Annotated in this window: 18 protein-coding genes; 10 read left to right on the forward strand and 8 right to left on the reverse strand. The window is 43.9% G+C overall.

The features are described from left to right. Positions 1-11: 11 nt before the first annotated feature. Positions 12-344, reverse strand: coding sequence for a YfhH family protein (locus JOC95_RS07085; RefSeq protein ID WP_419096227.1), 333 nt, complete (start codon positions 342-344; stop codon positions 12-14). A gap of 107 nt (positions 345-451) precedes the next feature. Between JOC95_RS07085 and JOC95_RS07090 the strand changes: the two genes are divergently transcribed. Continuing rightward, entirely contained in the window at positions 452-1,111 is a 660-nt protein-coding gene (locus tag JOC95_RS07090; RefSeq protein ID WP_204414754.1) for an SDR family NAD(P)-dependent oxidoreductase, read from the forward strand. A 27-nt stretch (positions 1,112-1,138) separates the two neighbouring features. On the opposite strand, the gene recX is transcribed toward JOC95_RS07090, so the two are convergent. Next, on the reverse strand, positions 1,139-1,942 hold the full coding sequence (gene recX / locus JOC95_RS07095) for a recombination regulator RecX (RefSeq protein ID WP_204414756.1): 804 nt from the start codon (positions 1,940-1,942) through the stop codon (positions 1,139-1,141). Between the two features lie 111 nt (positions 1,943-2,053). Between recX and JOC95_RS07100 the strand changes: the two genes are divergently transcribed. From JOC95_RS07100 to JOC95_RS07120, 5 genes are all read left to right on the forward strand, one after another. Beyond that, the gene (locus JOC95_RS07100) at positions 2,054-2,965 is read left to right on the forward strand and encodes a TIGR01777 family oxidoreductase (protein WP_204414758.1); all 912 of its coding nucleotides are present in this window, start codon (positions 2,054-2,056) and stop codon (positions 2,963-2,965) included. A 24-nt stretch (positions 2,966-2,989) separates the two neighbouring features. Further along, positions 2,990-4,117, forward strand: coding sequence for an amidohydrolase (locus JOC95_RS07105; protein WP_204414760.1), 1,128 nt, complete (start codon positions 2,990-2,992; stop codon positions 4,115-4,117). Positions 4,118-4,353: 236 nt separating this feature from the next. Continuing rightward, positions 4,354-4,914, forward strand: coding sequence for a GNAT family N-acetyltransferase (locus JOC95_RS07110; RefSeq protein ID WP_204414762.1), 561 nt, complete (start codon positions 4,354-4,356; stop codon positions 4,912-4,914). A 134-nt stretch (positions 4,915-5,048) separates the two neighbouring features. Continuing rightward, on the forward strand, positions 5,049-5,171 hold the full coding sequence (locus JOC95_RS07115) for a YfhE family protein (protein WP_204414765.1): 123 nt from the start codon (positions 5,049-5,051) through the stop codon (positions 5,169-5,171). Positions 5,172-5,285: 114 nt separating this feature from the next. Continuing rightward, positions 5,286-5,483 carry a YfhD family protein gene (locus JOC95_RS07120; RefSeq protein WP_204414767.1) on the forward strand — a complete coding sequence of 66 codons (198 nt, stop codon included), beginning with the start codon at positions 5,286-5,288 and terminating at the stop codon, positions 5,481-5,483. Positions 5,484-5,529: 46 nt separating this feature from the next. Here JOC95_RS07120 and JOC95_RS07125 read toward each other — a convergent pair whose 3' ends face one another. Continuing rightward, on the reverse strand, positions 5,530-6,042 hold the full coding sequence (locus JOC95_RS07125; RefSeq protein WP_204414769.1) for a TQO small subunit DoxD: 513 nt from the start codon (positions 6,040-6,042) through the stop codon (positions 5,530-5,532). 582 nt (positions 6,043-6,624) lie between these two features. On the opposite strand from JOC95_RS07125, the gene JOC95_RS07130 reads away from it, so the two are divergent. Beyond that, positions 6,625-8,133 carry a gluconokinase gene (locus JOC95_RS07130; protein ID WP_204414771.1) on the forward strand — a complete coding sequence of 503 codons (1,509 nt, stop codon included), beginning with the start codon at positions 6,625-6,627 and terminating at the stop codon, positions 8,131-8,133. An 84-nt stretch (positions 8,134-8,217) separates the two neighbouring features. Here the strand turns inward: JOC95_RS07130 and nhaC are convergent, their stop codons facing one another. Continuing rightward, on the reverse strand, positions 8,218-9,615 hold the full coding sequence (gene nhaC / locus JOC95_RS07135; protein ID WP_204414773.1) for a Na+/H+ antiporter NhaC: 1,398 nt from the start codon (positions 9,613-9,615) through the stop codon (positions 8,218-8,220). A gap of 514 nt (positions 9,616-10,129) precedes the next feature. Further along, entirely contained in the window at positions 10,130-11,245 is a 1,116-nt protein-coding gene (locus JOC95_RS07140) for a histidine kinase N-terminal domain-containing protein (protein ID WP_204414775.1), read from the reverse strand. 674 nt (positions 11,246-11,919) lie between these two features. Between JOC95_RS07140 and JOC95_RS07145 the strand changes: the two genes are divergently transcribed. After that, a complete protein-coding gene (locus tag JOC95_RS07145) occupies positions 11,920-12,306 on the forward strand; it encodes a sporulation protein (RefSeq protein WP_204414777.1) in 387 nt (128 codons plus the stop codon). 22 nt (positions 12,307-12,328) lie between these two features. Continuing rightward, positions 12,329-13,108, forward strand: coding sequence for a TerC family protein (locus JOC95_RS07150; protein WP_204414778.1), 780 nt, complete (start codon positions 12,329-12,331; stop codon positions 13,106-13,108). Positions 13,109-13,166: 58 nt separating this feature from the next. Here JOC95_RS07150 and JOC95_RS07155 read toward each other — a convergent pair whose 3' ends face one another. Then, positions 13,167-13,910 (reverse strand): YqcI/YcgG family protein, encoded by a 744-nt coding sequence (locus JOC95_RS07155; protein ID WP_204414779.1) that lies wholly within the window; start codon positions 13,908-13,910, stop codon positions 13,167-13,169. 244 nt (positions 13,911-14,154) lie between these two features. Between JOC95_RS07155 and JOC95_RS07160 the strand changes: the two genes are divergently transcribed. Then, positions 14,155-15,297, forward strand: coding sequence for a fused response regulator/phosphatase (locus tag JOC95_RS07160; protein WP_204414780.1), 1,143 nt, complete (start codon positions 14,155-14,157; stop codon positions 15,295-15,297). 42 nt (positions 15,298-15,339) lie between these two features. Here the strand turns inward: JOC95_RS07160 and JOC95_RS07165 are convergent, their stop codons facing one another. After that, positions 15,340-16,158 carry a CheR family methyltransferase gene (locus tag JOC95_RS07165; protein WP_204414781.1) on the reverse strand — a complete coding sequence of 273 codons (819 nt, stop codon included), beginning with the start codon at positions 16,156-16,158 and terminating at the stop codon, positions 15,340-15,342. Between the two features lie 87 nt (positions 16,159-16,245). Next, entirely contained in the window at positions 16,246-19,050 is a 2,805-nt protein-coding gene (locus JOC95_RS07170; RefSeq protein ID WP_204414782.1) for an ATP-binding protein, read from the reverse strand. Positions 19,051-19,149 lie beyond the last annotated feature (99 nt).

Genomic DNA, 19,149 nt, shown 5'->3' on the forward strand with positions numbered 1-19,149 from the left:
CCCCCTCTCTGCTACTCTTTTATCATCAAAAGGGAAATCGGCAGTCCCTCTTCTTCCCTGCTTACCACATTTCCGTAAACTCTGTGTCCCCATGCAAATACACCGTTCATATAGTCTATCTCAAAGAAAACACCAGGGTCTCCTTCGATTTCATACATCTCTCCAGGCTTATAGTCATCCGGGTTCAGCATATATGCCCTTGCCATCGTTATCTTTCTTTCCAATACGGCAAATTCATTGACGATTCCAAGCTGTTCAGCTTTCCTCGCCTTTTCCTTCAATGTTGAAATTTCCAGGTGCAATTCGTGCGATGTCATCTGGCTGTAGCGCTTTTCCTGTTCCACTTGCTTTCCCCCTACGTTTTCTATATAAAGTAAGAATAGCATGGTTAATAGGCAAAACAAAGAGAATTTGCCCATGAAGTATTTTACATAGAGGAGTGTTGCACACCATGAAAACCATCCTGATCACAGGTGCAGGTACAGGCTTAGGTAAAGAGCTGGCCCTTGCCTATGCAAAAAAAGGGCATACGATCATACTTACAGGCAGACGCGAGACTCCCTTAAAAGAGGTTCAGGAGCTTATACGGCAAAACGGTGGGCATGCAGAGGTATATACGCTAGACCTGACAAAGCAGGAGTCCGTTCAAAAGACGGTTGACACCATTACAGATGCCCATTCAGTTTCCTATCTTATCAACAATGCAGGTGCCGGCTGTTTCGGACCATTATCTGACCTGGCAATTGAAGACATCGACCTTGCCGTGCAGACCAATGTACTTGGCACCATCTATCTCACAAAAGCATTGCTGCCACACCTATTGGAACAGACAGAGCCGAAGATCATGAACATCATATCGACTGCCGGGCAAAAAGGAAAAATCAATGAAAGTGTTTATGTGGCAAGCAAATTTGCTGTACGCGGCTTTACCGAGAGCCTTCAGAAGGAGCTTGAAGGCAGGGTTACCGTTACTGCCACTTATATGGGCGGCATGGACACACCGTTCTGGGATGAAACCGATCATATCAAGGACAAGTCCCGCTTGAAATCGCCCCAACAGGTTGCAGATACTATCATCAAGCATGACACACAATTAGAAATAAATGTATGACCCTTAAAAGAAAATGAAGCAGTCCCACTATTCCGGGACTGCTTCATTTTCTTCAAGCCACCGATCTATCAATTCCATCGGGAAGCCCTTGCGATAGAGGGCACCCTTCATTTTCATCTTATATTCATACCCCTCAAGCTTCGCGTATTTGCGATGGTATTTCTCTGCCTGCTTGCTAATCGCGTCCCATTCTTCCGAATCATCCTCTGCAAGGTCCGCTTCCTCTATGGCCTCCTTGATGACAGAAAAAGAATACCCCTTTCTCATTAATGCCTGCTCAACCTTTTGAATCATAATTTTAAAGGCATCGTTTTTATATTTCGGGCTGTATTTATGCACCAATTTTACCGCATGCTCAAGTTCCTCTTCCTGGCTGTATTCCATCAAGGCATCTTCAATCGTATTTTTCGACACACCTTTTTCCACCAACTCCTGTGAAATGACCTGTCTCCCCTTTAGAGTGGTCTGTACTTGTGTACGGACATAGGCCAGCGCAAACTCTGCATCATTCAAATAGCTCTGCTCCTTCAACTTGACAATGATTTCTTTTATGACAAACGGTTCGATTTCCTTTTCCTTCAAATATACCTCTATCTCCTTTTCTGTTCTCATCCGGAAGGAAAGATAGTGAACGGCAGATAGATAGGCCTTATTGATCTGGTCGCTATATAGGATTTCTTCAATATCAAGCTCATCGAGTTCCTTTCCTTTTACAAGCTGAAACTTCAGCAGGGTCGACTCGTATACCGCAAATGCGTAAGCGTCATCAAGGAAAATGTTAAAGCGTTCTTTGTTTTTTTGCTGGACCGATATTTTCGTTATTTTTTGCATAAGATTCACCCCGTTTTGGTATGTAGCACATTGGCCCGTATTGAATAGAGGATATTTAGGGAAAAGAACTAATAGTATAAGTAAGATATTTTAAGCGAGAGGATGAATAAGATGAAGATTGCGATTGCAGGCGGTACTGGACTTGTAGGATCAGCCCTGACTGACTATTTAGCGGAAAAGGGACATCATCTATATATTTTAACGCGAAACAGCTCGAATAAAAAGCAAAAGCCTCACGTTAAGTTTGTGGAGTGGCTGAAGGATGGTACTACACCGGAAAAAGAATTGGAAGGTGTCGAAGCTTTTGTCAACCTGGCTGGCGAATCGATCAACAACGGCCGCTGGACGGATGAGCAAAAGAGAAGGATTGTCGAGAGCAGGATCTCATCCACCAAGGAAATCAATCGAATCATCGGCTCACTCAGTGAGAAGCCGGAAGTTCTTGTCAATGCAAGCGCCATCGGCTTTTACGGCAATAGCCTTGATAAAACCTTCACCGAAAATGATACCACACCAGGGTCAGGTTTTTTGGCCTCAACTGTACTAGCGTGGGAAAAGGAAGCGGAGCAGGCATCGCTGCATGGAGTACGAACCGTCTTTACCCGCTTTGGGATTGTATTGGATAAGGAGGAAGGCGCCCTTCCAAAAATGCTGCTTCCCTATAAGATGCTTGTCGGCGGGAAGATCGGAACCGGTGAGCAATGGATGTCGTGGGTGCACATCATGGATGTTGTCGGTGCCATTGCTTTCTGTCTGGAAAACAAGGAACTGGCCGGACCCGTCAATGTTACAGCTCCTTCCCCAATGAAAATGAAGGATTTCGGAAAAACTCTCGGTAGTGTGATGGGCCGTCCCCATTGGTTCCCTACACCCGGTTTCGCCTTAAAGATCGCATTGGGTGAGATGAGCGAGCTTGTGTTGGAAGGCCAGAAGGTGCTGCCGAAGAAACTGGAACAGCATGGCTATAAATTCTTTTATATTCATCTTGAAGATGCTCTGTCCGACATATTACAATCAAAGTAAAGACAGAAAATTAGGAGCTTTATAATGAGTATTGTAGTATTCAAGCATGCAACCGTCTATCCGATCACCTCATCGCCACTATTTGATTGTGATGTGAGGGTCGAAAACGGTAAGATAATGGAGATAGGAATCGGTTTACCCCTCCCGCCTGATGGGGTAATTATAGATTGTAAAGGGAAGTATTTATTCCCTGGTTTTATTGATGTTCATACCCATCTTGGACTGTATGACGAAGGAACCGGCTGGGCCGGAAATGATGCCAATGAAACCATCGAGCCCCTTACCCCGCATATCAGGGCATTGGACGGCGTTCATCCCCTTGATCAAGGTTTTCAGGACGCCATTCAGGCTGGCGTGACGACCGTTCACATCATGCCGGGGAGTGCCAATGTAATAGGGGGCACCACCTCAGTCATCAAAACCCGCGGGGTGAATATCCAAAAGATGCTGGTAAGGGAAACCGCCGGGCTGAAGATCGCCTTCGGGGAAAATCCAAAGCGCATCCATAGCCACGGTAACAAAGATTCCATCACAAGGATGGGAATAATGGGCATGCTCCGGGAAGCCTTCCATCAAGCAAGACACTATGATAATACGGATAACTTGCGCGTCAAGCCGATCATCATGGCACTCGAACGCAAGATTCCCGTAAAGATCCATGCGCACAGGGCGGATGATATCATCTCAGGTATCCGTTTTGCGGAGGAGTTCGATCTCAAATTTACGATTGAGCACTGTACAGAAGGACATTTGATTGTAAACGAACTAAAGGATAGAAATTTGAGGGTCTGTGTAGGCCCAACCCTCACCCGAAAATCAAAGATCGAGCTGAAAAATAAAAGCTGGAAGACCTATCAGAGTCTTGCAGAAAATGGTGTCGAAGTTTCCATTACAACAGACCATCCATACACACCGGTTCAGTATCTGAATGTCTGTGCTGCTTTGGCAGTGCGGGAAGGCCTGGATGAGCAAAAAGCACTGGAAGGAATCACGATCACGGCGGCAAAAAACATAGATGTAGCGGACCGGGTCGGGAGTATCGAAAAGGGCAAGGATGCCGATTTGGTCCTATGGTCCCACCACCCCTTCCAATTCCTCGCAAAGCCTGTCGTGACAATGGTTGAAGGTGAAATAATTTACCAAAAAATTTAACAAAAAAGTAGTATCTTTTTCAAAAGAAAAAGAGTATGATACGTAGGTAAACAAAATTAAATCAACTAACAATTTGTTTCTAAAATGTTAGGGAAGGCAAATGGTGCGCCACCAGTTTTATCTGGTTCTAGTGGGTTCGATTCCCACCCCGAAATTTTTTGTAATTTAAAAAATTTCGAGGGTGGGCCAGTCTTCACGTTACGTGACATTTCTGCCCTCAATTGGAGGGATAAGACATGCTTAAAAAACGTGATACTCACGAATCTCAGGCTCTTTATGACTTGATGGTGCACCCTGAAGTCTTCCCTTTTGTGCGTCAAAAAGCGTATTCCCACGATGAGTTTGTGTTCTTGACAAAGCAGACAATCGAAGCGGAAGAGCGCGGAGAATTGATTTCACGTACCATTCTTGATGAATGGGGCACTCCAATTGGAACGATCAATCTTTTCGATGTACAGGACGGAGCAGGATTTCTTGGCACTTGGCTAGGAAAGCCGTACCATGGCAAAGGCTACAACCAAATTGCAAAGGATCAATTCTTTGATGAATTGTTCTATGAACTCGACATCCAATCGATCTTCATGCGTATCCGCAAAGTGAACATCCGTTCCACGAAAGCAGCGGAAAAGCTGCCTTACGTAGTCCTGGCAAACGAAACACGCCAAAGCCTCCTTGACGAAATCAACGGCGGCGAAGACATCTACAACCTATACGAAATCTCAAAAGACCTATACACCCTTTACAAAATGCGCACACAGTTCGAAGTTGTCGAAGAACATCAGCTTCGCGAAGCATAGTTGACCATAACGGGGCCTGACCCTCAACGCTTTAAAGCGATGAGGGTCAGGCCCCTTTTTTGCATTTTTTTAGTATATTTTCCCACTCTTTAGAGGAAACTGTAGGTATTACATATTCTAAGGAGGGTTTTGAAATGGCTGAAAAGAAACGTCAAGAAAGAGTGAAAAACTCATTAAGCAGCATGCAGGAAGTGACCTACTCCAAAGAGTTCAAAGCGGCTGATCGTGTTGGCGGCTATTCGCAAAAACGTCGTTAATAAGATTGGAGAACCAGTAACTACCTCTTATCACTCCAGCGTTTTTTGGTGAAGCTACATGGGAGGGCATGAAGGAATTTCTTTTTGCCCATCACCGATTCTGGAGGGGTTCGAATGGGCCGTTCACGTGGACACAAATCAGGAGGAAAGAATAAATCTTCCCTTCCTCAAGTACCAAAAAACATGAAAACACAGAATCAAGATGCTGAGTTCGCCAAAGAGCACGGAGCAGACAATGAGATCTTAGAAGCTCAGGCTCGTGCAGCAGCAGCCGGTATCAAGCGCAACAGCAAAAAAGATACATTCAGATAAACTACAAAGAAGGCACCACCCATCGAGTATTGGGTGGTGCCTTTGATTAATGGTTGGTCACATGTTTGTGGGTAAGGTTAATATCTTTATTTTTCCGTTGCTCCAATTTCTCCTTCAAGATCCGGATTGCAAATCTATCCATTCCATAGAAGTGTGCCGCTGTACCTGCTGCCAGTAGCAGAATTGCTGCTGTGTAAAGGATCGGGTTTGTGCTTACCGTTCCGGCTAGCAGGAAGTTCAAATTCATGAATGCTGCTGCTATCAATGCCGGCAAGGTCGCCAGGCCAAGGATAAGTGCAATTCCGACTAATACTTCTCCCCATGGTATGAGTATATTGATCAGTCCTACGTTTGGAAGTGCCACGTTTTCAAGGAATCCTGCATACCAGCCTTGGACTGCCGGGTGTGCTCCCTCCGCTTTTGCAATGGCTCCGTGTAAGAAACCTTCAGCATCAAAGCTGCCGATTTTCGGAAGTCCCGCCTTCAGCCATTGGATACCTAGCCAAACTCTTAATACTGTCCATAGAATCGCCATTTGGGGTCCTCTTAACCATTTCATAACTCATTCCTCCTAAGGATTATTTTGTGAATATTTTCACAAACACCTGTAAAAAAATATGAAGTTGGTGATTAGCCGGCTAGCTGATAGTTGTTCCGGAAAGTATGTGAAGTTTTTCACTTACTTTCTATCTTTACTATAACCCGTTTTACCAGAACATACAATGGGTTTGAGCAACAGTTCACAAATAGTTCAAAATATTTATATATGTTAACAAGTCTTATCCACATCCTTGTGGATAATGTGAATAAATTGGATAAGAGCTAATATATCAATAAATACTAAAATTATTATTGTGAATAAAGATTTGTCGAAAATTGCACTTTAACCTGTTGATAATGTGGATAAACGTGTGCATATCTTATTTCCCAGCGCTTCTGCTTGTTGATAACTAATAAAAACGGAATGATTGCTCTCACAAGCCAGAATTTACATGCTACTTTTTACCTATTTCACAATAATTATAAATTTTCTAACTATTTTCCAATCCAACTATAAAATTATCCATCAAACCAGGAGAGAGATTGCCCATTTTAAGGTAAAATAGATGTATTCATTGAAAATTGCAAACGGAGTGTAGCTATGAGCAGATTTATGATCGGACTCGATATTGGAACAACCACAGCAAGCGCAGTTATTTTCACCCCACACGGAGAGGTTGTTTCAGAATATGAATGCGCCTATTCCACCTATCACCCGAAGCCAAGCTGGTCGGAGCAGAATCCCCTGGAAGTGGAAAAGGCGGCACGTGACGCCATCACTTCTTCGATGAGCCAGAGCAGGCTTGATGCCACAGACATTATCGGGGTAAGCATTTCAAGTTCCATGCATTCTTTATTATGTATGAATGAGCAAAACGAACCGATTTCCCCGTTGATGATCTGGTCTGACAGCAGAAGCTATCCCCAGGCTGCGATCATGAATGAAACTTATGGTAAAGGCATTTATGAAAATACCGGCACCCCCATTCATCCGATGTCCCCTTTTGTCAAGCTGATCTGGATGAAGGAAACGCAGTATGGGCCATATTATGAGGCTGGCAGATTTGCATCCATCAAAGAATATATTATATACAAATGGTGCGGACAATGGAAGGTAGATTATTCCATTGCTTCTGCAACCGGACTTTTTAATATCCATACTCTAGAATGGGACAGCGATGCCCTGGCAATTGCAGGAGTTCACCCTACCCAGCTATCGACTGTCGTCCCATGCACCGAAGTGGTGGGACCTTTATCAGCAAAAATCGCTGATGAGCTGATGCTTACAACCGAAACGCCTATAATCATCGGTTCCAGCGGCGGGGTGCTGGCCAATATCGGAATCGGGGCCATTCATGATGATGAAACAGCCCTGACAATCGGTTCGAGTGGTGCGATAAGAAGGTTTACACCAGAACGCACGACAGATGATCACCAGCGCACCTTCCAATATGTCTTCACAAAAGAGCATAACATTATTGGTGGTGCCTCCAACAATGGAACTGTCGCCTTAAAATGGCTGGCAAGGCAATTTTCCACCCTCACCAAAAGAGATACCATAGAGACGTTTGATTTGGAATCACTCGCAGCCACATCAAGTGCCGGGGCGAATGGTCTTTTCTTTATGCCTTATCTTGCCGGTGAGCGGGCTCCAAAATGGAATGCCAAAGCAAAAGGCGGATGGATTGGATTGACTCTATCCCATAACAGTGCAGATATGATCCGTAGTGTTATGGAAAGTGTGATTTTCAACATGTATGAGATACAAGAAGCATTGACAGAGAAAGCAGGCCCGACAAAAAAGCTGCTCTTAAGCGGGAGCTTTGTCCGATCACCGCTATGGGTGCAGATGACAGCAGATATTTTTCATAAAACAGTGCTTCTGCCAAAGAGCGACCATGCGATCACTTGGGGCGCAGCCTGGCTTGGTCTCTATGCGCTGGGAAAAGTGAACTCCATGGATGAAATCAAGCAGTACATCCCCATCGAGAAGGAGATTCTACCTTCAGTCAAGAACATCGTCATTTATGAGGAGCATTACCACCTTTTCAAGGAGTTGTATGTGAAAAATAAGCCGTTGTTTGCTGATTTGGATCGATTGCAGCAATAAAGTATAGCCCATATTTCATTCTATAAAAAAAATCGTATCAAACCGCCTCCTTGAGACTGTTTGATACGATTTTCCTAACCCTTGTTATGCTCCTTCAACTCTCTCCTGCTTTTTGATACTGATTCCCGTGAACCCATAAAATACGCTGATCAACGGACTGAGCAGACAGAAGAATGCAAATGGAAGGTATTCCAAAACCGGCACCCCGAGCACACCGGCCATGAATACGCCGCTGACACCATAAGGGATCAGGGGATTGATGACCGTTCCTGCATCCTCTAACACCCGGGCCAGATTCTTCTTGGAGATGCCCTGCTTTTCAAATTCCTTTTCAAAAGCATGACCTGTCAAAATGATGGACATGTATTGCTCCCCGATCGTGACATTCACCCCAATTGCTGTCGCAACAGCTGCAACGATCAGCTTTCCCGTTGATGAGATAAAGGATTGCAGCATCAGCATCACCTTGTTGATGATACCAAGCTTCTGGATCAGTCCGCCCATGCTGAGTGTCAATAGCACGAGGGAAACGGACCACATCATGCTTTGGATGCCACCGCGGGAAAGGATGTTATCGATGCTTTCCTCCCCTATATCACTTTTATAACCATTTTGCATGACATTCATGAGTTGATTGACGGTTGTATCCGGTTGGATGATAAATGCCACTAATATCCCAGCAAGAATACCAAGAATCATGACAAAGATTGCCGGGACCCTTTTCATGGCAAGGGCGAACATGATCACTGCCGGCAGCAAGGCAAGCGGATGAACCAATCCGGCGGCCTTCAGTTTTTGTGGCAGCTCGGAAAGCGCCCCCACCGAACCTAGTTCATCTGGCTTCCCGATAAAGCTGAACAACACTACACATATGATGAATGCAGGAACCGTCGTCCACAGCATATGCTTGATATGATCGAATAAGTCCACCTTGCATACCGCTGATGCTATATTAGTTGTATCAGATAATGGGGACATTTTATCTCCTAGAAAGGCGCCTGAAATAATGGCCCCTGCCACGATTGCCGGGTTAAAGCCCATAGCTGTCCCAAGTGCAATGAATGCCACCCCAACAGTTGATGCCGTAGTGAAAGCACTGCCGATACAGGTCCCGATGATGGCTGTCACGATGAAAACGCTAGGTAAGAAGAAATCCACCGAAATGATCTGGCTGCCATAGAAGATGAATGTCGGAATGGTTCCGGACAGCATCCAGACACCTATCAATATCCCAATCAGTATAAATAGGAAAATCGGTATGAGCCCTTCCTTCAGGCCGCTTTTCAATCCCTCTTCAATGAAGGACCAGGACTGCTTCTTGAGCAAAGCGTATACCATCAGTACGACTATCGCCACAAAAATGGGAATGTGCGGCTCCGCTTTAAATGTAAATAATGATAACCCAATGATGAATAAAATCAGTGCAATAATTCCGATCGCCTCTAAAGGGCGGATACTTAATGCTCTATGTTGATGTTCCATGTTGTAGCCTCCAGTTTGTATAAGAATAGTTTGTCCTGTATCTATCAGTTCACTCGCACATCATCCCAATAAAAATAGCCCCTCCATCCCCTTGAATATAAGGGACGAAGAAGCTCCGCGGTACCACCCTAATTAGCAAAAATAATTTGCTCACTTTAGTAAAAATCGATAGCTTATGAAAACTATGTACGGTAATTCATCCACCACTGGCCTAGATTCACACTCCCCATCTAGTCTCTGTTTGCTGTCCACATGATAGACTACTGAATACAATCGCTATCTTCCTATATTCCATTACTCTACTCGGCTCGACTAACCTCTGAAAAAAAGTTCACTAACACACTTAAACGCTTAAACGCTTTTAGGTGTTAAAGTATATATTTAAAGATAGTATAGATTCCTGGGGTTGTCAATGGGGAAAATAAATTAGGGGCCTGACCCGCTCTGCGTTAATGTGCTAAAGTTCCACGTCTTCTCCGCATAAAAAAAAGGACGTATCCGCCCTTTTTCATCATTATATAACTACAAACACCGGTACCTTTACAACGAAGCTTGTCTGCTCTTCCGTGGAATGGCAATAGATTTCCCCATCATGCTTCTCGATGAGCTTTTTGCAGATATAGAGCCCTATTCCTGTTCCAAGGTCCTTTGTCGTAAAAAACGGTTCAAAAATGGCATGAATGACATCTTCAGTGATTTTTGGACCATTGTTGATTATTTTAAGTTCGATTTGATTGTCTATCTCCTTGCACTCCACTCTAATGATCCTTGGAGATTCCTTCTGTTGAAGGGCATCGATGCTATTCATGATAAGATTCAAAAAGACCTGTCTGAGTTCATCCTTATTGCCGTTGATGGTCAGCATCGGATCGGCGTCCAACTGAAGCGTAACGTCCCCGCTCAATAGACTGGGATATAAAAACTCTGTCAGCTCCTGCAGCAAAAAGGACAGGTTTACTTCCTCCTTACGGCTTCCGATCAAATCTTTACGTGAAACGTGCAGGAATTGGGAGATTCGGTAGTTCAATTGATCCAGCTCATGCTGCATGATGTCCAGGTAAGGCAAATGTGGATAGTCATGCTGAAGCAGCTTGGTAAAACCGATAATGGCCGTTAAGGGATTACGGAATTCATGAACGAAGCTTGAGCTCATCTGCCCCAAAATGGTGAGGCGTTCCTTGTGTGTCTGATGGATATAGGAATCCTTTTCCTGAAGCTGCTGTTCCTTGATTTCGGTATATTTCCTGACTGTATGATAGGAAAATTCATCAAACAGTGTATTGATCCTCTCAAAAAGCGGACGCAATTCGTGGAGGTCGATCCCGGAATTCCCTACCCATCTGATAATCTCACTTTTACCGATATTGACGTTATAGACAAACTCACTGATATTAACATTTGCCTCCACACGTTCCCTTGCCAGTTTATAGGCAAGCTGCTTCATTACCTCCTCTTTCAAAGGCTCTTTAAGTGCCATTTTTACAAGCTGAAACATTTGAATGCCGTTTTTTATCACTTCTTCCCGATAAGGATCATCTTCGGAAATAACACTTTTTTTGCGCCAATTAAATATAAATTCTTTCGCATTTTGTTCTAAAAATAAGGTTAATTTTTCCGAAGCATCCTTCATCGATCAGTCACCCTTTTTTTAATTTCTTTCTTACATCATAACAGAATTCGAAAAAAATATAGGACTTTTGTGTGTTGCTTACTCCTTTTACCTTATCAAATTTCAGGAGTTTAGAATCATTATGAATTTTTTGTAAAATTTGCAACTTTATTCTTGACGATAAAATCAGGATATATTATTCTATATTCATAGCAGAAGATTTTCTGCACTATCTATAATACTCCAAAGGGGAGTAGCTTACAGTTATGTCGACAATACGTGATTTCCTAGTCACCGGCTTAACTGGCAACCTAAACGTTGTTTGCGAGACCTTTGCCATAATGGTAAAGGGATAATACTGAACTTTTCAAACCTTTACCAACATTTTGGTAAAGGTTTTTTGTCGTCTATAAGGAGGAGAAAAAAGATCTAGAATTCAGTAAAACCGGGTATCTAACTATTATTCTATCTACATTTAAAAGGAGAAAAAGAATCAATTGACCTTTGATTTGCAACAAAGATTACTAGTTTGGTTGACATTTATCGTAACGATAAAATTATTCATTGTTTCAATGATGACGTTAGAGGCACATAATCCACCTAGAAGCCTATCAATACAGACGCCTACTAGTTAAATGAATCTTGTTTTACATGATATGCAAAAATAAACGACTATAAACGGAGGTACATTTTACATGATAAAAAAGATGATGAGCTATATAAAAGGCGGTTCCCCGAATGTGGATCTGATCTTAAAAAAAAGTGAAATGAAGCCTGGAGAAACCGTCTCCGGCGCCTTTCATGTAGAAAACGGATGGAACAGGCAAGCAATCAAAAGATTGGAATGTGACTTGGTGAAGGAATTGCAAGGAAACAAGGTGGTAACCGTGGATTCTGTCACGACCATCCTTATGTCTGAGACTATGGAAGCAAAGGAGAAGACAGAATATCCTTTTAGCTATAGGCTACCTGAAGACCTGACTCCTACATCCGAGGGGCTCACTTATCGATTAAATACCAGACTTGTGTTAGAGGATGATATTAAGAGAAACGACCATGATGAGATTATTGTTCTTGGCTAAATTACAATGAGGAGGAAGATAGATGGACATTGGATTATTATTGGAATATGGATGGGTGCTGCTCATCCTGATCGGGTTGGAAGGAATACTTGCTGCAGATAATGCACTTGTCATTGCAACGATGGTAAAGCACCTGCCTGAGAAACAACGGAAAAAAGCTTTGTTCTACGGCTTGGCCGGGGCTTTCCTGTTCCGCTTCGGATCTCTCTTCATCATCTCGTACCTGGTGCACATTTGGCAGGTTCAGGCGGTCGGAGCAATCTACTTGTTAGGGATTGCGATTTATCACATTTTGAAAAAGCATGTTCTTCAGCCAAAGCTCATGAAAGCGGCTGGTGAGGATAAAGGGTCAGGCTTTTGGATGACGGTTGTAAAGGTCGAGCTTGCAGACATCGCGTTTGCCATAGACTCCATTCTGGCTGCAGTTGCGCTTGCAGTCATGCTTCCTGAAACCGGCCTTCCTACTATCGGGGGATTGGACGGCGGCCATTTCGCTGTCATCCTAGCCGGAGGAATCATCGGACTTGTCATTATGAGATTTGCCGCAGGATTTTTCGTCGAATTGCTCGATAAGAGGCCTGGACTCGAGACGGCAGCCTTCTTCATCGTAGGCTGGGTTGGTGTGAAACTTGGAATCTATGCCATGTCCCATCCAGAGCTTGCAATCCTTTCAGATGGGTTCGCAAAAGGGGCACCTTGGAAAATCACCTTCTGGTCTGTCCTCCTTCTCATCGGTGTAACAGGCTGGTTCCTGTCGAAGGAAAAGCCGAAAGATTCTGGTGAAATCAAGCAAGTAGTGTAATAAAAGTAGGGGCCAGACCCCCACTGCTTTAAAGCAGTGGGGGTCTGGCCCCTCATTATTATCCACCATGATTGAACGGACATTTACCTTCCATCGGCTTAGAGTCATCACCGATGAAGTACATCTTCCATTCCCGATGCTCCGGGTCGCCATAGTGACTGATGTTCGGGTGTTTGGGAAGCTTGTCCCACTTTTCCACGCGCTCCCTGACTTTTTCACGGGACATGGCTCCTCCTTGTGATGTACCTTCCAACCCTTCAAAAATTCTTCTTGGCTGAAAACCTAGCACCAAGCTGTTGCCAAGGTCCCTTGTCTTACGCTGCTTATATGCCGGAGCGTTTCCGAACACAAAGTAAGGCTCACCAGCGAACGAGAAGGCCCACAGATGATGATCAGGATCTGTCGGGTAGTCCTTTGGCCATGGCATGTCATCCTGTTGATGCAGATATTGCAGGATATCCCAGAAATATTGACGATAATGCGGAATGGATTTTTCCTCATCCTCAGGCTCCACAAATAAAAACAATCCATGCCTGATAAGCGGTTTATCCGGATCGAATAAGGCATTAAAATCCTTCAGCGTTTCAGGGAGATGCTTCCAATCATCGTGTGTAATATACGAATATCGAAGTTCCCCCTTCTTCTCTCCAGCCATTCCAAAATAACATGGAAAAGTTTTGTCTGTAACAACTTGATGGAAATTTTTATATTCACGAATGACCCAATCCGGTACAAGACCCGGATCTGTCATATTCTCTCTTGTTAACAGCTTGCCCTTCGTCCCTTGAACTGCCGCTTCCATTTCATCACCTCAGGATTATAGTTTATAGATACATACGGAAATACCCTATATGAAAACATGCTAAACACCCTTAACCGTTCCAAATTAGATTAAGCCGGTCCCTTAAGGTACAATGAAATAGAGGAAAGTTTTACTAATTTTATATTGTTATAGTGGTTTACATTCTTCGCATACAGGGTATTTATAGTAAGGCTCTTCCATTCGAAAAATAGAATACATAGATATAGTAGAGGAGAAACCATTCATGGGCATTTTAATTGTGGATGACAATCAGGTTAATCTGTTTGTCATAGAAAATATATTAAAAAGAGCCGGCTACAAGGACTATCAATCTTTCACCTCTGCCAAAGAGATGTTCAATTACTTGAAGATTGATAGTCCGGGACCATTGGAAAAGCCGGTCGATATCATTTTGATGGATATAATGATGCCTGAGATTGATGGGATCGAGGCATGTAGAAGGCTACAACAGATCCCCCACCTTAAAGACATTCCGGTTGTTTTTGTCACCGCATTGGAGGACTCCAATAAAGTGGCAGAGGCATTGGATGCCGGGGGATTGGACTATGTCATGAAGCCGATCAACAAGACCGAGCTATTGGCACGAATGCGTGTGGTGCTCCGGCTTAAGCATGAAAAGGACAAGAACAAGAAGCAGGCGGAGAAAATCAGAAACCAGCTGGATCTTTCCATGCAGGTTCAAAACAGCCTGCTGAGTGAACCCATCTTCGAGGACCACCTGACTGTCAGAGCCTCCTATGTTCCGGCTTATAAGTTGGCAGGCGATATGTATTATTGGTATAAAATTGATGATTCCAGATATGCGGTGATGATCTTGGATATGATGGGACATGGAATTTCTGCTTCCCTTGTGTGCATGTTCATCTCATCTGTCCTGCGAGACTCCATCCGGAATTGTGCAGATCCGGAATATGTAATGAGTGAGCTGAATCGTTGGATGTACGCGTTAAACACTCGTAACCAGCAAATCCCTTACTATTTCACCGCCATCTATCTTGTGATTGATACTAAAGAGAAAACGATGGAATATGTAAATGCCGGACATCCAGCCGGGTTCGCCCTCGTTGATGAGGATGAAGTGGTGGAGCTATCCAATCGGACATGTGCTGTGGGCTTTTTCGAAAAGGTCGATATCACCAAGACGACTATTTCCTATCATGATTCCGTTCAGGTTCTCCTATATACGGATGGCGTAGTCGAAACCATGGAAAAAGTGGGGATCAATCAGTATCCGCAATTTCTTAAATCGGCTTCGAAGCTTTGGGACCTTCCAAATATACAGGAGCCAATCAATCTAATCCTTTCAGAGGAACTGCAGGCTGAAGCGGCAGATGATATGTGTGTCGTGTTCATTCAGGCAAAGTGACTTATTACATAACAAAAAAGCTGAGAGCTAGGGAACACTCCCTTAGCTCTCAGCTTTTTTGCGATAGATTTTATCCATCGTATCAAATTCCTCAAAGCTCGGATGAACATCGGTCCTGAGGACTTCCTTGCTTCCCAGTCCAAGGAAACCATCCGGACTCAGGCTGTCACGGAAAAGCTCTATGACATTAAACTGCAGGTCCAGATTGAAGTATATCAGAACGTTGCGGCATACTATGATATGAAATTCGTTAAAAGAGCGATCCGTGACCAGATTGTGCTGGGCAAAGACAATTTTATTTAACAGTTCCGGATGGAAATAGGCAAATTGATGGTCGGTATGATAATACTCGGAGAAGGAATTCTTTCCCCCAGCCTGGATATAATTTTTTGTATACGCCTGCATTTTGGAAAGGGGAATGACACCCTTTTTGGCCTTATCGAGTATTTTCTCGTTCATGTCCGTCGCATAGATTTTTGTTTTGTGGCCGAGCCCTTCTTCCTGTAGGAGTATCGCCATGGAATATGCCTCTTCCCCTGAGGAACAGCCTGCGTGCCACACCCTGATTTCGGTCAGCTCCCTTAGTTTCGGTATCACCCTTTCCCGGAATGCCAAAAAGAATGATGGGTCGCGGAACATTTCCGTCACATTGATGGAAAAGTCATCAAGCACTTTGTTCAAGTAGGTATCATGATGGATGACCTTTTCCGTAAGCTGGCTGATATTGTCCAATCCTTCAAGGCGTAGCCGGTTCTCGACTCTTCTTGTGATGGATGAAAGCATATATTTTCTAAAATCGAAGCCTGATAGTTTGTAGACGGCCTGCAGAAATAATTCAAGTTCTAAATCCTCTTTGTTCACGTTTTTTCCTCCAAAAAGCTCAATTCTTGCAAAAAGGAAACGGCTACCTCATCCAAAGATTTGTAACCGTTCCCTCGTATTTATACCTTAATTTTTCGCAACCCAAACCCTCATCGCGGAAAGAAGCTGATCTAATTTCAACGGTTTGCTGATATAGTCGGAAGCACCGACTTCCAAGCACTTCTCTCGATCACCTTTCATCGCTTTGGCAGTAAGGGCAATAATTGGAACGTCTTTATGTTTTTCCAGGTTGCGGATGGTCTTGATCGCTTTGTACCCATCCATCACCGGCATCATGATATCCATCAGGATGATGTCCACATTCTCTGTTTCATGAAGGATATCCAGACACTGCAATCCGTTTTCAGCTGTCAGGATGTTCATATCCTCCTTATTCAATGCATTGTTCAATGCATAGACATTACGATGATCATCGTCCACGACAATAACCGTTTTTCCTTTCAAAATATTAGACAGGTCTTCCTCCATTGGCATGTAGCTTTGAGCTTTGACTTCCTCCGCTCCGGCAGCCATATTCGAGAGTCTGTTTTCTTCTTCTAAAAGTTCGGTATCGCTACCCGCGGCAACTTCCTGCCAAGCTGCTTCCACTTCCTTCATTTGTGGCATTCCGTTTGGCAGGCTCGGAATGACAAGCGTGAAGGTACTGCCCTTGTCCTCTTCACTTTCAACTTGCACGGCTCCTCCAAGAAGCGTAGAGAATTCCTTGGAGATGGATAATCCCAGTCCAGTTCCGCCGTATTTTCTCATCGTGGCCCCATCACCTTGATGGAACGCTTCAAAGATCAGTCCAAGTTTATCCTCTGAAATTCCAATACCTGTATCAGAAACAGAGATTTTCAACCAGGTCTCTGCTTCGACCGGAACTTTTGCACGAAGCAGGTCCCTTCTATTCGCCTTATCGATTTCCACTGTCACTTTCCCTTTTTCAGTGAACTTGAAGGCATTTGATAACAGGTTCTTAACAATCTGCTGAAGGCGCTGCTCATCCGTATAGAAAACCTCCGGAAGGTTATCCCCTTGGATTATTTCGTAATCCAATTTCTTATGCTTCGCGATATGAGTGAACTGAAGTTCCAGGCGGTTCACAAATTCCATCACATTCACTTCACCAAACATGACCTCAAGCTTCTTCACTTCCACTTTGGAAAGATCCAAAATGTCATTGATCAAGTTCAACAGATCCTGGCCAGATGAATTGATGACTCTCGAGAACTCTTTTTGTTCTTCTGTCAGATTCTCATCGATGTCTTCAGCCAACATTTCGGATAACAGAAGAATACTATTCAGTGGCGTCCGGAGCTCATGGGACATATTTGCCAGGAACTCAGATTTATATTTGGAGCTGAGCTGCAGCTGCTTCGCTTTTTCCTCAAGCTCCGTTTTCGCCTTTTGAAGGTCGGTTGATTTCTGTTCGGCATCACGGGAGCGTTCCTCAAGCTGCTCATTGATCATGCGCAGCTCCTCGGCCTGTGTCTGAAGCTCCTCGGATTGTGCCTGAAGCTCCTCGGACTGGGATTGCAGTTCTTCTGTCTGTGCCTGTGATTCAAGGAGAAGGCGCTCCACTTCCATTCTTCCTAATATGTTGGTAATGGCGATGCCAAGTGTTTCAAGTACTTTCTTCAATAGATTCTTATGCGTTTCGTTGAACCCAGTCAAGCTCGCCATCTCGATGACCGCAATGACTTCATCCTTTATGATGACCGGAGCAATGATGATGCTCTTCGGTTTTGTATTGCCAAGGCCGGTCGTAATCAATGAATAGCCTTCCGGAACGTCTTCAATCAGGATGGTCTTTTTATCCCAAGCGCACTGTCCTACCAGGCCTTCACGCAGCTTGAATGCTTCCCCGCCGACATCCTCGGCACCGTCTGCATATGTTGCCACTTTAGTGAAGGTGGAATGCTTGCCCTCCCCGTCTGACAGATAGAAGGCACCTAGCTTTGCATCCATTAGTGGAGTCAGTGTGCTGATGAACTTTTCTGCGAGCGAATCGATCGAGACATTTCGGTGATATAGATTGATGATCTCACCCGAATTCGTCTGCACCCAGTTCTGCCTGCTGATTTCCTCGGTGTATTTCTTTTCTTTTACATGATAGTCCTCGATGGAGGATGCCATCGCGTTGAATGCATTGGCGATTTCACCTATTTCATCCTTGATGGTGGTATCCAATCTTGGAAGAGTGGAAAGATCCTCATAGTCAATGTTTGTAATCCCGGATTTCACTTCATCCAGGCGTTTGTTTGTGCTGCGGATAACCCAAAGTGTCGTACCGACAATCACTATCAAGGAAACAAGCACCGTCAGGAGTAGCGATCCAATCAGCATTTCATAGGTAGAATTCGCTTCTGCCAGATTGTCTTCCATTATTCCTTCCTGTAGCTCTTTGAACTCGGAGATATTCTCCAATAGGGTTTGCCTGTTTTCAAGTTGAGCGCTATAAATGGCTTGGACTTCACTGTTTTGTGCACCTGCATTTATCTGTGCAACAATATTCCGTTCCATTTCCCAATAAGAATCATAGCTTGCTTGGATTTCTGCCAGAAGCACTTTAGTGTCGTTTCTATCCAAAATGGTACCAAGCTCTGTAATCTCCCGTCTCACTTCCTCCCTATTGGTTTGCAGGGCGGAAAGATTCTCTTCAATATTTTCATTTTCATCCCTATTGATCACATACAATAGCTGTCTATCAGTCTGATAGAATAGCTGTCTTATTTCCATTGCCTTGCTTACCTTATAATAGCGGTCCTCCACTATCTCGAGCATGTTTGTTTTCATGGAATTGGCCATGATGATAATTACTGATAATAGAAATACAAGAAAAAAGACCGTTATCCCCAATCCCACAAATTGCTTTTTCCTAAAGCTCACTGAAACGCCTTCTCTCATCATTTATTTCAAGTCATGTATATATGTATCCATGTTCCTAATATAACAGGAGTTGGGAAAAGGTGCTAATTTAAATGGGCT

Origin of the sequence: Sutcliffiella tianshenii (assembly GCF_016908565.1) — a bacterium.
Classification (GTDB): Bacteria; Bacillota; Bacilli; order Bacillales; family Bacillaceae_I; genus Sutcliffiella_A; species Sutcliffiella_A tianshenii.

Excerpts from the sequence above, each read along its gene's own strand:
- JOC95_RS07090 (WP_204414754.1), top strand. The coding sequence starts at position 452 with ATGAAAACCATCCTGATCACAGGTGCAGGTACAGGCTTAGGTAAAGAG.
- recX (WP_204414756.1), bottom strand. The coding sequence starts at position 1,942 with ATGCAAAAAATAACGAAAATATCGGTCCAGCAAAAAAACAAAGAACGC.
- JOC95_RS07100 (WP_204414758.1), top strand. The coding sequence starts at position 2,054 with ATGAAGATTGCGATTGCAGGCGGTACTGGACTTGTAGGATCAGCCCTG.
- JOC95_RS07105 (WP_204414760.1), top strand. The coding sequence starts at position 2,990 with ATGAGTATTGTAGTATTCAAGCATGCAACCGTCTATCCGATCACCTCA.
- JOC95_RS07110 (WP_204414762.1), top strand. The coding sequence starts at position 4,354 with ATGCTTAAAAAACGTGATACTCACGAATCTCAGGCTCTTTATGACTTG.
- JOC95_RS07115 (WP_204414765.1), top strand. The coding sequence starts at position 5,049 with ATGGCTGAAAAGAAACGTCAAGAAAGAGTGAAAAACTCATTAAGCAGC.
- JOC95_RS07120 (WP_204414767.1), top strand. The coding sequence starts at position 5,286 with ATGGGCCGTTCACGTGGACACAAATCAGGAGGAAAGAATAAATCTTCC.
- JOC95_RS07125 (WP_204414769.1), bottom strand. The coding sequence starts at position 6,042 with ATGAAATGGTTAAGAGGACCCCAAATGGCGATTCTATGGACAGTATTA.
- JOC95_RS07130 (WP_204414771.1), top strand. The coding sequence starts at position 6,625 with ATGAGCAGATTTATGATCGGACTCGATATTGGAACAACCACAGCAAGC.
- nhaC (WP_204414773.1), bottom strand. The coding sequence starts at position 9,615 with ATGGAACATCAACATAGAGCATTAAGTATCCGCCCTTTAGAGGCGATC.
- JOC95_RS07140 (WP_204414775.1), bottom strand. The coding sequence starts at position 11,245 with ATGAAGGATGCTTCGGAAAAATTAACCTTATTTTTAGAACAAAATGCG.
- JOC95_RS07145 (WP_204414777.1), top strand. The coding sequence starts at position 11,920 with ATGATAAAAAAGATGATGAGCTATATAAAAGGCGGTTCCCCGAATGTG.
- JOC95_RS07150 (WP_204414778.1), top strand. The coding sequence starts at position 12,329 with ATGGACATTGGATTATTATTGGAATATGGATGGGTGCTGCTCATCCTG.
- JOC95_RS07155 (WP_204414779.1), bottom strand. The coding sequence starts at position 13,910 with ATGGAAGCGGCAGTTCAAGGGACGAAGGGCAAGCTGTTAACAAGAGAG.
- JOC95_RS07160 (WP_204414780.1), top strand. The coding sequence starts at position 14,155 with ATGGGCATTTTAATTGTGGATGACAATCAGGTTAATCTGTTTGTCATA.